This is a genomic window from Meiothermus hypogaeus (genome assembly GCF_003574035.1).
Lineage (GTDB): Bacteria > Deinococcota > Deinococci > Deinococcales > Thermaceae > Meiothermus > Meiothermus hypogaeus.
The window spans coordinates 1-12,154 of record NZ_QWKY01000010.1; the positions used below are offsets into that span (position 1 = coordinate 1).

At 64.3% G+C, this 12,154-nt stretch carries 12 protein-coding genes and 1 pseudogene; 11 read left to right on the forward strand and 2 right to left on the reverse strand.

From position 1 onward, the window contains the following. Nucleotides 1-187, reverse strand: a pseudogene (locus tag Mhypo_RS04060) (hypothetical protein); the annotation flags it as partial. A 122-nt stretch (nucleotides 188-309) separates the two neighbouring features. On the opposite strand from Mhypo_RS04060, the gene trxB reads away from it, so the two are divergent. From trxB to Mhypo_RS04100, 8 genes are all read left to right on the forward strand, one after another. Continuing rightward, a complete protein-coding gene (gene trxB, locus Mhypo_RS04065) occupies nucleotides 310-1,248 on the forward strand; it encodes a thioredoxin-disulfide reductase (protein WP_119340030.1) in 939 nt (312 codons plus the stop codon). A gap of 10 nt (nucleotides 1,249-1,258) precedes the next feature. Further along, nucleotides 1,259-2,326, forward strand: a complete 1,068-nt coding sequence (locus Mhypo_RS04070; RefSeq protein WP_119340031.1) for a TDT family transporter — start codon at nucleotides 1,259-1,261, stop codon at nucleotides 2,324-2,326. Nucleotides 2,327-2,568: 242 nt separating this feature from the next. Then, nucleotides 2,569-4,545 carry a transketolase gene (gene tkt, locus Mhypo_RS04075; protein ID WP_119340032.1) on the forward strand — a complete coding sequence of 659 codons (1,977 nt, stop codon included), beginning with the start codon at nucleotides 2,569-2,571 and terminating at the stop codon, nucleotides 4,543-4,545. Between the two features lie 61 nt (nucleotides 4,546-4,606). After that, entirely contained in the window at nucleotides 4,607-5,308 is a 702-nt protein-coding gene (locus tag Mhypo_RS04080) for a 2-phosphosulfolactate phosphatase (RefSeq protein ID WP_119340033.1), read from the forward strand. Nucleotides 5,309-5,387: 79 nt separating this feature from the next. Then, complete coding sequence (locus Mhypo_RS04085) at nucleotides 5,388-6,140, forward strand: HAD family hydrolase (protein WP_119340034.1); 753 nt, start codon at nucleotides 5,388-5,390, stop codon at nucleotides 6,138-6,140. Nucleotides 6,141-6,162: 22 nt separating this feature from the next. Then, nucleotides 6,163-6,450, forward strand: coding sequence for an annexin VII (locus tag Mhypo_RS04090; RefSeq protein ID WP_119340035.1), 288 nt, complete (start codon nucleotides 6,163-6,165; stop codon nucleotides 6,448-6,450). A gap of 10 nt (nucleotides 6,451-6,460) precedes the next feature. Continuing rightward, complete coding sequence (locus Mhypo_RS04095) at nucleotides 6,461-6,745, forward strand: hypothetical protein (protein WP_119340036.1); 285 nt, start codon at nucleotides 6,461-6,463, stop codon at nucleotides 6,743-6,745. A 39-nt stretch (nucleotides 6,746-6,784) separates the two neighbouring features. Then, nucleotides 6,785-8,116: a DUF3422 family protein gene (locus Mhypo_RS04100; RefSeq protein WP_119340037.1), complete on the forward strand. Its 1,332-nt coding sequence runs from the start codon at nucleotides 6,785-6,787 to the stop codon at nucleotides 8,114-8,116. A gap of 180 nt (nucleotides 8,117-8,296) precedes the next feature. Here the strand turns inward: Mhypo_RS04100 and Mhypo_RS04105 are convergent, their stop codons facing one another. Then, nucleotides 8,297-9,190 (reverse strand): LysR family transcriptional regulator, encoded by an 894-nt coding sequence (locus Mhypo_RS04105; RefSeq protein ID WP_119340038.1) that lies wholly within the window; start codon nucleotides 9,188-9,190, stop codon nucleotides 8,297-8,299. Between the two features lie 85 nt (nucleotides 9,191-9,275). Between Mhypo_RS04105 and glpX the strand changes: the two genes are divergently transcribed. From glpX to Mhypo_RS04120, 3 genes are read left to right on the forward strand one after another with little or no spacing between them, the layout of a single operon-like run. Then, nucleotides 9,276-10,265, forward strand: a complete 990-nt coding sequence (gene glpX, locus Mhypo_RS04110; RefSeq protein WP_119340039.1) for a class II fructose-bisphosphatase — start codon at nucleotides 9,276-9,278, stop codon at nucleotides 10,263-10,265. Between the two features lie 12 nt (nucleotides 10,266-10,277). Continuing rightward, the gene (locus Mhypo_RS04115) at nucleotides 10,278-11,720 is read left to right on the forward strand and encodes a form I ribulose bisphosphate carboxylase large subunit (RefSeq protein ID WP_119340040.1); all 1,443 of its coding nucleotides are present in this window, start codon (nucleotides 10,278-10,280) and stop codon (nucleotides 11,718-11,720) included. Nucleotides 11,721-11,729: 9 nt separating this feature from the next. Beyond that, complete coding sequence (locus tag Mhypo_RS04120) at nucleotides 11,730-12,152, forward strand: ribulose bisphosphate carboxylase small subunit (protein ID WP_119340041.1); 423 nt, start codon at nucleotides 11,730-11,732, stop codon at nucleotides 12,150-12,152. Nucleotides 12,153-12,154: the final 2 nt, after the last annotated feature.

Below are 12,154 nucleotides of genomic sequence, written 5' to 3' on the forward strand. Positions count from 1 at the left end.
GGGTGGGGGTGGGTTGGGCGTGGGAAGACCCCCCCTGGAAACTGCAAATAAACACATCCGGCAGGAAAGCCACCGGAAGTACCTGCGTCTGGGGGTCCCGCAGCGCATACTGGCTCGAGACCACCAGCACCAGCCCCACCAGGAAGGAAATCCAGAGCGGGCGGCGGGCTTGGGCCACAGCAGACATACTTGGAATCATTATAGCTACCCCCCCAGTAGGGGCAAACGTCCCAGGTCGCATATCCCCCAGGGGTATGTTATACTTTGCGCTGAAGCGCCAGCGTTAAGCTGGCAAAAGGAGAACTTGCTATGAGCCAACTCTACGACGTGGTGATTATTGGGGGCGGACCTGCTGGGCTTACCGCCGGCATTTACACCGGCCGGGCCAACCTGAAGACCCTTATTCTGGAAAAAGGCCTGCCCGGCGGCCAGATTGCCCAGACCGAGGAGGTCGAAAACTACCCCGGCTTTCCCGAACCCATTAGCGGGGCCGAGCTTTCCGAGCGCATGGTGCAGCAGGCCAAGCGCTTTGGGGCCGAGATTGCCATGGACGAGGCCCAGGGCATAGAGAAATCCCTCGAGGGCTTTGTGGTCAAGGGCTACGAGCAAGACTACCGTGCCCGCACGGTGATTCTGGCCACCGGGGCCAACCCCAAAAAACTGGGCGTGCCCGGTGAAGAGAAGTTCTATGGCCGGGGTGTGAGCACCTGTGCGACCTGCGACGGCTTCTTCTACCGGGGCAAGGAAGTGGTGGTGGTGGGTGGGGGCGATGCTGCGGTGGAAGAGGGCCTATTCCTTACCAAGTTTGCCAGCAAGGTTACCCTGGTGCACCGCCGCGACGTTCTGCGGGCCAACAAGACCGCCCAGGCCCGGGCCCTGGCCCACCCCAAGATGCACTTCATCTGGGATACCGTGGTAGAGGAAGTGCTGGGCGAAGAGACCGTGACCGGGGTGCGCCTCAAGAACCTCAAGACCGGCCAGGTCTACGACTACCCCACCGACGGGGTCTTTATCTTCATTGGGCACGAACCCAACACCGGCTTCCTGAAGGGCCTGGTGGAGTTGCGCCCGGATGGCTACGTGGCGGTGAAGGACGAGATTTTTACCTCGGTACCGGGGCTCTTTGCCGCCGGCGACGTGGCCGATCCCATCTATCGCCAGCTTTCCACCAGCGTGGGGGCCGGCACCCGCGCAGCCATGATGGCCGAGCGCTACCTGGCCGAGCAGGAGCATGCGGCCGTGCATTAGGGGGATTGCCATGGAAGCCGCCGTTTCCACAGCGCCCAGCGTACGCTTCCTGAACCCGGCCTGGTTTGCCTCGGTAATGGGCACCGGGGCGCTGGCTTTGGCTCTGGCCCAGTTCGGCCTGATTAGGCTGGCCGTGCCGGTCTATGCGCTGGCCCTTGTGGCCCTGGTGGGGCTCCTGGGCCTTTACCTGGCCAAGCTTTTCCGCTACCCTCAGGCCGCCCTTGCCGACCTGCAGCACCCCCTGTTCTCGCAGATGCTCCCTACCCTGCCTATTGCCCTACTGGTGCTGAGCCTGGCTACCCGGGCGCTGCCCCTGGGGCCCTGGTCGCAGCCCCTGGGCCAGGGGCTTTTCTTGCTGGGGACACCGCTCATCTTTGCGGTGGGCCTGTTGGTGGTGTATGTGGTGAGTACCCGGCTCAGGCTGCCCCTCGAGGCTGCCAACGGGGCCTGGTTTATCCCGCCGGTCTCGGCGCTGCTGGTGCCCATGGCCGGGGGGCTCTGGCTTTCCACCTTTCCCAAGGTCTGGCAAAAGGAGCTCTGGGTGGTGAGCGGCCTCTTTTTGGGCATTGGTTTTTTCCTGTTTTTATTTGTGCTGCCCAGCTTTTTGCAACGGCTCTATGGGCATGACCGGCTCGAGCCCCACTTTCTGCCCTCAGTTTTTATCGGCCTTGCACCGGTGGGCCTTCTGGTGCTGGCCCCCTGGCGCTGGCTCGAGGGGGGCGCACAGGTTGGGTTGGTGCCCGAGGCCTGGCTGCCGGTCTGGCCGGTCATAGCGCTGGCTGTTTGGGGCCTGGGGCTGTGGTGGCTAGCTTTTAGCCTATTGCTTCTGCTCGAGACCCTCCTGGCAAAGAGCCGCCGGGCACAGCTCCACTTTGCCCCGGGCTGGTGGGGGTTTGTGTTTCCGCTGGGGGCCTTTACCCTGGCCACACTGGCCCTTTCCAGAGGGCTCGAATCGGCCTTCCTGGCTGGCCTGGCCTGGGCACTGCTCTTGCTGCTCGGGGTGTTCTGGCTCTGGGTGATGTTTTACTCGCTGCGGGCCTGGGCCGGCCTGGGGGCATTGCGCCCCCCCAGGGGCTAGTTATAGCGCGCTTTACATAAGGTCTTCGCTATGGGGTGGTATCCCCCGCCCCTGCGCCGCACGCCTCGGCCCGGTTGGTTCTTCGCTTTTCTCCGAAGAACCAACCGAATCTGGCAACGGTCAATGCGCGGGCCGAAGCCTGAAATAAAAAACACTTATCAAAAAAAACAAAACCAGGCTTGATGCTTGTGGATTTCTGAGCCTACACTCCTTTCTGAGACCCACCTTGTGAAAGGAGACACATGGCGAGCACCCTCAGCGCAATCGAGACCCAGGCCATCAGCGCCATCCGGATGTTGGCAGCCGATGCGGTAGAGCAGGCCAAAAGCGGCCATCCGGGCATGCCCCTGGGCATGGCCCCGGCGGCCTATGTGCTCTGGACCGATTTTCTAAAACACAATCCCACCAACCCGCACTGGCCCGACCGCGACCGTTTTGTGCTCTCGGCGGGGCACGGTTCCATGCTCCTGTATGCCCTGCTGCACCTGACCGGCTACGACCTGCCCCTCGACGAACTCAAGCGCTTTCGCCAGTGGGGTTCCAAAACCCCCGGCCACCCCGAGTACGGCCACACCCCGGGGGTGGAGGTAACCACCGGGCCGCTGGGCCAGGGCATCAGCACGGCGGTGGGGCTGGCGTTGGCCGAGCACAAGTTGGCCGCCGAGTTCAACCGCGAAGGGCACGTTGTGGTGAACCATTACACCTATGTGCTGGCTTCGGACGGCGACCTGATGGAAGGGGTATCGGGGGAGGCTTGCAGCCTGGCCGGGCACTGGGGGCTTTCTAAGCTGATTGTGCTTTGGGATGACAATCATATCTCCATCGACGGTCAGACCGAGCTTTCATTCGGCGAGGACGTGCTGGCCCGCTACGCCGCCTACGGCTGGCATACCCAGCGGGTAAATGGGGAAGATATGGCGGCTTTGCGCTTGGCCATCCGGGCCGCCCAGGTAGATGCCCGGCCCTCCATAATTGCCGTGCGCACGGTGATTGGGGCGGGTTCCCCCAAGGCCGGGAGCCACAAGGTGCACGGCGAGCCCCTGGGCCCCGAGGCCCTCGAGGCCACCCGGCAAAACCTGCACTGGCCCCACCCCCCCTTCGAGGTACCGCACGAGGTCTACGATCACTTCCGGGCGGCCATAGCGCGGGGGCAGCGCCTCGAGGCCGACTGGAACATCCGCCTCGAGCGCTATGCCAGCGTCTACCCCGCCGAAGCCAGGGAACTGGAGCGCCGTTTGAAAGGCGAACTGCCGCCCCTCGACTGGGAACAGCTCATCCCCAGCTTTAGCGGCAAGATTGCAACCCGCGCCGCCTCGGGCAAGGTGCTCGATGCCCTGGCCCCCCGCCTGCCGGAGCTTTTGGGCGGCAGCGCCGACCTGACCCCTTCAAACAACACCCAGGCCCAGGGGATGCAGTCCTTCTCGCGCGAAAACCCCACCGGACGCTATGTGCATTACGGAGTGCGGGAGCACGGCATGGGGGCCATCCTCAACGGCCTCAACCTGCACGGGGGCTACCGGGCCTACGGAGGTACCTTCTTCGTTTTTTCGGACTACATGCGCCCCGCGATTCGCCTGGCGGCCCTGATGGGTACGCCCACTGTTTTCGTGCTGACCCACGACTCGGTGGCCATCGGCGAGGACGGCCCCACCCACCAGCCCATCGAGCACCTGGCCAGCCTCAGGGCCATGCCGGGCCTTTTTGTGGTGCGGCCCGCCGATGCCCTCGAGACCGCCTATGCCTGGCGTCTGGCCCTGGAGCGCAAGCAAGGCCCCACCGCCCTGGTGCTCACCCGGCAGGCCGTGCCGGTGCTGGACCGCAGTAGCCTGGCCTCCGCCGAGGGCACGCTCAAGGGAGGATATGTGCTGTCCGAGCGCCCTGATGCCAGGGCCACCCTGGTGGCTAGCGGTAGCGAGGTAGCGTTGGCGCTCGAGGCCCAGCAGCAACTGCTGGCCGAGGGCGTGCCGGTGCGGGTGGTAAGCCTGCCCTGCTGGGAAGCCTTCGAGGCCCAGCCCCGCGCCTACCGCGAGGCCGTGCTGCCCCGGCACCTGCCCACCCTGGCGGTGGAGGCGGGCAGCAGCTTTGGCTGGGAGCGCTACGCCGATGCTGTGCTGGGCCTGGATCACTTTGGCGCCAGCGCCCCTTACCCGGCAGTTTACGAGAACCTGGGCTTTAGGCCCGGGGCGGTGGTGCGGGCGGTGCTGGAGCTGCTGCAATAACCGCACAAGCCCCATCTAGGACGGGAAAGACGAAACCCCCGTGGGAGGTAGCTCCGTTGCTATGAAGAAAGTTCGCGTTTATCCCTTGCCCCCGCAGGCCCTGCCCCAGGCCGAGGTGATGCTGGTGGTGGATGTGATAAGGGCTACCAGCACGGCCGTAATGTTTTTGGAGGCCGGGGCCGAGGCCCTCTGGCTCACGGCGGGTCTGGAGGCCGCTTGCGCCCTCAAGCGCAACGGCGAGCTGCTGGCGGGCGAGGTGGGGGGGCTGCGCCCGGAGGGCTTCGATTTTGGTAACAGTCCGCGCGAAGCCGCTCTGGCCGAACTCGCGGGCCGCACCGTCATCCACGCCACAACCAACGGCACCAAGGCGGCCCACAAGGCCGCCCAGGTGGCCCATGAAGTGCTGCTGGCCTCGCTGCTGAACGCCCCCGCGGCCACCCAGCTGGCGGGTCGGCTGGGCTCGGACGTGGCCATCCTGTGTGCGGGCAAGGAGGGCCAGGTGGGCATAGACGACCTCTACACCGCGGGGGTACTGGCCCAAGGCCTCCTTGCCGAGGGCTTTGAGCCGGAAGGCGACGGAGCCCAGATGGCCCTCCACCTGGCGCAGAAACCCGCCCTGCCGTTGCTCAGGGCTTCCGAGGCGGCTTTGGCCCTGGCGCGCGAGGGGTTGGCCGCAGATGTAGATTTTTGCGCCCAACTCGGCTTTTCCGAGCGGGTGCCCAGGCTGCTGGAGCGGCGCGGTGAGGCGTTGGTCTTTGGCTAGTGGAGGCCAATCATCACTTGGCCACACACACCTTAGTTATCGGCTATGAGCCATATGCTGCGGGGAATGCAGGTGAACCATGCAAGCGTTGATTTTTGATGTAGACGGTGTTATAGCCGAGACCGAGGAGGGCCACCGGCTGGCCTTTAACCGGGCCTTTGCCGAGGCCGGCCTGGATATTGAATGGAGCCCGGAGATGTACGAGCGCCTCCTGTGGGTGACCGGGGGCAAGGAGCGCATCGCCCACTACCTCTACCACTGCCCCGAGTGCCCCAAGCTCCTTGACGCGGACATTGCCCGGTTGCACCGGCGCAAGACCGAGCTGTACAACCAGATTGTGCAAGCAGGCGAGGTGCCCTTCCGCCCCGGGGTGCTGAGGCTCTGGCGCGAGGCCCGCGAGCGCGGGGTGCGGCTGGCCATTGCCACCACTACCTCGCTGCCCAACGTAGAGGTGCTGTTGCGCCAGGCCGGGCAAGAGGTGCTGGGCTGGTTCGAGACCATTGTGGCGGGCGATATGGTGCCCCAGAAGAAGCCTGCGCCCGACGTGTACCTCCAGGCACTAAAGAACCTGGACATTGCCCCGGAAGAAGCGGTGGCTATAGAGGATTCCCAGAACGGCCTGATTGCTGCCCAGAAAGCCGGGATTCCTACCCTGATTACCTACAGCTACTACACCCGCGAGCAGCGCTTCGAAGGGGCCCTGGCGGTACTGGAACACCTCGGCGAGCCGGAGCTTCCCGCAAAGGTGGTGGAGGGGCCGCGCAGTTGCGCCACGGTGGTCACCTTGGATCTACTGCGGGGCTGGCACCACCTGGCAGCTCCCAGGGCCTGAGGCTGCGCTTGGGGGAGGGCATGTGAATTCCGAGCATTTTCGCCGCCTGCCCTATGCTGAAGCCGAGCCCAAGGCCCGCAAGGTGCTGGTGGATGGTTACGGGGAGGGGTTGTTGCTCGAGGGCATCGGCGGCTACTACGGCCTTTATTACCTCTTTGGCCTGCTGGGCCTGCGTGAACCGGTGTCCTCGCACCCCCCGGACTGGGTGGAAGGTCCCAAAGCCAGCCTTATGGAGTTTCTCGAGCCCTACCAGATGGCCCACTGGCTCGAGGCAAACGGCTATCACCTCTTCATAAACGAAAGCAAGTAGGAGGCCTGGGATGTCCAAAACCGCCCGCGAATACGACGAACTCACCTACCGCGAAGCCCGTCGTCAGGCCATAAGGCAGATGGTAGACGGTTACGGCGAGGCTGTGGTGCTTCAGGACGAGCACGGCTACTGGGGACTCTACTACTTCTACTGGAGCCAGGAGCCCCCGCCCGAGGCCCGGCCCCACTGGATGGAAGGGCCCCTGCCCGACCCCGCTGCCTTCCGCCCGCCCTATGAGGTCAAGACCTGGTTGGAGGAAAACGGCTACGAGACCTTCCAGAACGACCTGGATTGAGGCCCTGCCTGAGGGTTGCCTGGGCATAATGGGTAGCATATGATGCGCCCCGTAGAACCCCACCGCGAAACGGGCATTCTGCCGCCCGACGACCCCTTGCGGATGCAGCTTCACAACGAGTTGCATGCCCGGCCCACCCCGCGCATCCGCCTGCCTGCCCTGGTGGTGCAGGTGGCCGTGCGGCACGAGGGGGTGAGCCGTGAGGTGGAGCTCGAGCACCTCCGCCGGCTGGCGGGTTTGGGCGAGCTCGAGCTCGACCAGCTCGCGGGTACCTACCTGCGCCTGCGCCTGGCGGGGGGCACGTTGCGCTGGGAGCGGCATACCGAGTTCAGCACCTATACCCTGGTGCAAAGCATGCCGGGCCTCGAGGCCAGCCCCGAGGCCGACTTGTGGGCCCAGCTGATCGTGGATGCAAACTGGCTTCGGAATATCCCCGGCCACACCCTTTCGGCGGTCAAGCTGATTATGCTCCACGGGCCGGTAGAGGAAGCCCTGGATATAGCCCGCCCCTGGTTGGGCGCTGGGCCGGTGGTGGCTTCGGTGATGGGCCGGGGCGGGCATAGCTGCGTCGTAACGGACTTCCGCCTGCGCCCCAGCGGCTTCGAGCGCATGGTGGTGGTGGCCCCGCCCGGCACCAGCGAAACCCGGGCAGGCCGGATCGCTGCAAGGCTTTTGGAGATGGAGTCCTACCGCATGATGGCGCTGTTGGGTTTTCCGGTAGCGCGGGGTTTGCGGGAGAAGCTTTTGGAGTCGGAGCAGGCCCTCGCTCAGATTACCGCCCGCATCCGCGATACCAACCGGGCCGACGCCGAGTTGCTGGATGAGCTCGAGGCCCTGGCCGCCCGCATCGAGCACGCCATTGCCGAGCACAGCTACCGCTTCAGCGCCACCGCCGCCTACCACACCCTGGTTCGGGCCCGCCTGGCCGAGCTGCGCGAGACCCCCATCCCCGGCACTCAGACCATCGGGGAGTTCTTGCAGCGCCGCTTCAGCCCGGCCATGGCCACCGTGGAGTCCACCGCCAGCCGCCTGATGGCCCTCTCCCAGCGCATCGAGCGGGCCGGGGCGCTGCTGCGAACCCGGGTGGACATTGCCCTGGAAACCCAGAACCAACAACTGCTAAACAAACTCCGGCGCGGCCAGGAGATGCAGTACCAGCTTCAGCGCACCGTGGAGGGCCTCTCCATTGCGGCCATCTCCTACTACGTGGTGGGCTTGCTGTACTACCTGTTCAAAGCAGGCAAGGAAGCGGGCCTGCCCCTCTCGCCCGAGCTGGCCGCCGGGCTGGCCATTCCGGCGGTGGTGCTGGGGGTGTGGTGGCTCACTCGGCAGATTCACCACCGGCTGCTGGGGCGATACCAGGGGGACTGACCATTCTGACTGCCAGGCCAGGGCCCCTTTGGTCAAAACCTGGTTGGTAATAAGCTGGGCAAGGCGTTTTCTCATAGGAGATCGGGCTTTTGTCAGCTTTCAAATAGTTAATGTTGACTAAAATTCTCCAGTTCTGAGTGGGTTGCGTGGTCCAAATTTCCTGCTTAGTGCCAACTCAACCTACGAAGCCAGCATCGCCCGCAGCGCTTCGGCAGCCGGGTTGCCCGCTTCTATGGGGTAAAACAGCCAGAAAAGCCGCCTGAGTTCCATGCCCTTTATGCGCAAGGCCCGCAGGTTGCCCACCTTCACGTTGGGGCGCACCACTACGTTTGAGACAATGCCCACCCCGGCCCCCTCGAGCACCAGCCGCTTGGTGACCTCGTGGTTGTCGGTGTAAAAGACAGGGTTGACCTCGAGGCCAGCCTGTTCCAGGGCTGAGCCTAGCACCCGGAAGGTCATGGCCCCCGGTTCCCGCACAATCAGCGGAACCTCGGCCAGGTGCTCGGGGGCTATCTCTTCCTTTCGGGCCCAGGGGTGCTCGGGCGGTACAATCACCACCAGCTCGTCTTCGTAAAAAAGCTGCCGATCAAAGCCCTCGAGGTGTTCCACCGCCTCCACCACAGCCATCTCCACCTCGCCCTGCAGAAGCCGCTGGGTAAGGCGCTCGGAGCTACCGCTCTCCAGCTTGATACGAATATCGGGGTAGAGCCTTTTGAACTCGGTCAGGTAGCGGGGCAGCACATACACCGCCATGGTCGTGGAAGCGCCAATCTCCACCCGCCCGCGCTCGAGGCGCTCCAGCGCCTGGGTGGCCTGCATAAACTCCTCCAGCGCCTGCACGGCCCGACGGGCCTCGGGCAGCAAGTCCTGGCCGGTTTTGGTCAGCACCAGTCGGCGGCCCTGGCGGTGAAACAGCGCGCGGCCCACCTGGTTTTCCAGGGCCCGCAGGTGCTGGCTCACGCCCGGCTGGGTCATGCCCAGACTCAGGGCAGCCCGGCCCACGCTGCCTTCCTGCACTACGCACAAAAACACCCGCAGGGCCTGGGGGTTGGGGAAGGGGCGACGTTCAATCATAAGTAGATATTATCAAAAAACTGAAATAAAAACTTGCACTATTTATCACAAGCTCCTACCCTGAAGCGTACCAGAGGAGGTGAGCATGATCGTCACAGAACGCCCCACGCGCAACCTATCCCTAGATTTGTTGCGTAGCACCGAAGCTGCGGCCCTGGCTGCGGCCCGCTGGGTGGGGCTGGGCAACAAGAACGACGGCGACCAGGCCGCAGTAGACGCCATGCGTTTGCTGCTCGGCACCATTCCCATGCGGGCCCGGGTGGTCATCGGGGAGGGCGAAAAGGACAAGGCCCCCATGCTCTATAACGGCGAGGAACTCGGTACCGGCGAAGGCCCCGAGACCGAGCTGGCCGTAGACCCCATCGAGGGCACCCGTTTGGTAGCCCACGGGCGGCCTGGGGCCATCAGCGTGATTGCCGCTGCCGAGAAGGGGGGGCTGTTCAACCCCGGGCCCGGTTTTTACGCGGCCAAGCTGGTAGTGGGTTCCGAGGCCCGCGAGGCCATTAACCTGGCGGCCAGTCCGGAAGAGAATCTGCGCTCAATAGCCAAGGCCCTGGGCAAGCGGGTGCGCGAGCTCACGGTATTTGTGCTGGACAAGCCCCGCCACGCCCGGCTCATCGACCAGATTCGCCATGCCGGTGCGCGGGTCAGCCTGCACACCGACGGCGATGTGGCCGGGGCATTGGCGGCAGTGCTGCCCGATACTGGCATCGACGTGTTGATGGGTACGGGCGGCACCCCCGAAGGGGTGATTGCGGCAGTGGCAGTGAAGGCTTTGGGCGGAGGTATGCAGATGCGGCTCGACCCCCAGAGCGAAGAGGAGCGCTGGGCCTTGGTGAATACCGAATACAACACCCAGCGGGTCTACACCCTCGAGGAGCTGTGCCCAGCCGAGGACACCCACTTTGCCGCTACCGGCATTACCGACGGGCAGTTTTTGCGCGGGGTGCGCTACCGCGACCACCACGCCATCACCCACAGCCTGGTGATACGAGGCCACACCGGTACTTTGCGCTATATCGAGTCGCACCACCGGTTGGAGAAACTGCGAGCCATCAGTGGAGAGCTTTACTAAAGGAGGTTCAGGGTGATTCAGGATAAAGAGGCCAAGTACAAAAAGGGCGGTGTGGTGGAGTACCGCGAGATGGGCTACTGGCAGCCCGACTACGAGCCCAAAGAAACTGATACCATCGCGCTGTTTCGCATTACCCCCCAACCAGGTGTGGAGGCCGAGGAAGCCGCGGCGGCGGTGGCTGGGGAGTCGAGTACCGCGACCTGGACGGTGGTCTGGACCGATCGCTTGACCACCCTCGAGCGCTACCAGGCCAAGGCCTACCGGGTGGAGCCGGTGCCGGGCAACCCCGAGCAGTACTTCGCCTGGATTGCCTACGACCTGGCCCTCTTCGAGGAAGGCTCGATTGCCAACATGACCTCCTCCATCATCGGGAATGTCTTCGGGTTCAAGGCGCTGAAGGCCCTTCGCCTGGAAGACCTGCGGGTGCCGGTGGCCTACCTCAAGACCTTCCTGGGGGCCCCCCACGGCATCCCCGTGGAGCGCGACCTGCTGAACAAGTATGGCCGCCCCATCCTGGGGGCGACGGTCAAGCCCAAGCTGGGCCTCTCCGGGCGCAACTACGGGCGGGTGGTCTACGAGGCCCTGACGGGCGGCCTCGACTTCACCAAGGACGACGAGAACATCAACTCCCAGCCCTTCATGCGCTGGCGCGACCGCTTCAACTACGCCCAGGAAGCCGTCATGCGGGCCGAGCAGATGACCGGCGAGCGCAAGGGCCACTACATGAACGTCACCGCCGCCGACATGGAGCAGGTCTACGAGCGCCTCGAGTACGCCAAGGAAATCGGCTCGGTCATCGTGATGGTGGACCTGACCATGGGTTATACCGCGCTACAGTCGGTCTCCAAGTGGTGCCACAAAAACGGCATGATTCTGCACCTGCACCGGGCCTCGCACGCCACCTTCACCCGCCAGAAGTCGCATGGGATTAGCTTCCGGGTGCTGGCCAAGTGGATGCGGATGCTGGGGGTGGATCACATCCATGCCGGTACGGCGGTAGGGAAGCTCGAGGGCGACCCCAACCTGACCCGTGGCTACTACGACATCCTGCGCTTGCAGCACGTCAAGCCCGACCCCATCAAGGGTATTTTCTTCGAGCAGGACTGGGGCTATCTGCCGGCGGTGATGCCGGTGGCCTCGGGGGGTATTCACGCTGGCCAGATGCACCAGCTTTTGGACCTCTTTGGCGACGACGTGGTCTTGCAGTTTGGTGGCGGCACCATCGGCCACCCCATGGGCATTGCAGCCGGAGCCACGGCCAACCGGGTGGCCCTGGAGGCCATGGTGATGGCCCGCAACGAAGGCCGCGACTACCTGCGCGAAGGTCCGCAGATTCTGCGTGAAGCTGCCAAAAATTCGCCCGCCCTGGCGGCTGCCCTGGAACTCTGGAAGGACGTCACCTTCGACTACACCTCCACCGACACCGCCGATGTACTGCCCACGCCCACGATGTAAGGAGGCCCTATGCGTATCCACCAAGGAACTTTCTCTTTCCTTCCCGACCTGACCGACGAACAGATCGAGCGCCAGATTGACTACATCCTGCGCAACGGCTGGTCGGTCTCCATCGAGTACACCGACGACCCCCACCCCTACAACAACTACTGGCTGATGTGGGGCCTGCCCATGTTCGACCTGAAGGATGCGGCCGGCGCCATGTTCGAGTTCAAGAAGTGCCGCGAAGCCTTCCCCAACCACTACATCAAGATCAACGGCTTCGACCCCAGCCCCATGTGGCAGGCCCAGCGGGTCAGCTTCATCGCCCATCGGCCAACCCAGGACGACCCGGGCTTCCGCCTGAAGCGCACCCTGTGGTCGGATGGGCGGGTGCAGAAGTATGGCCTCGAGCCCTACGCCACCGATAAACCTGCTGGAGAGCGCTACTAGCG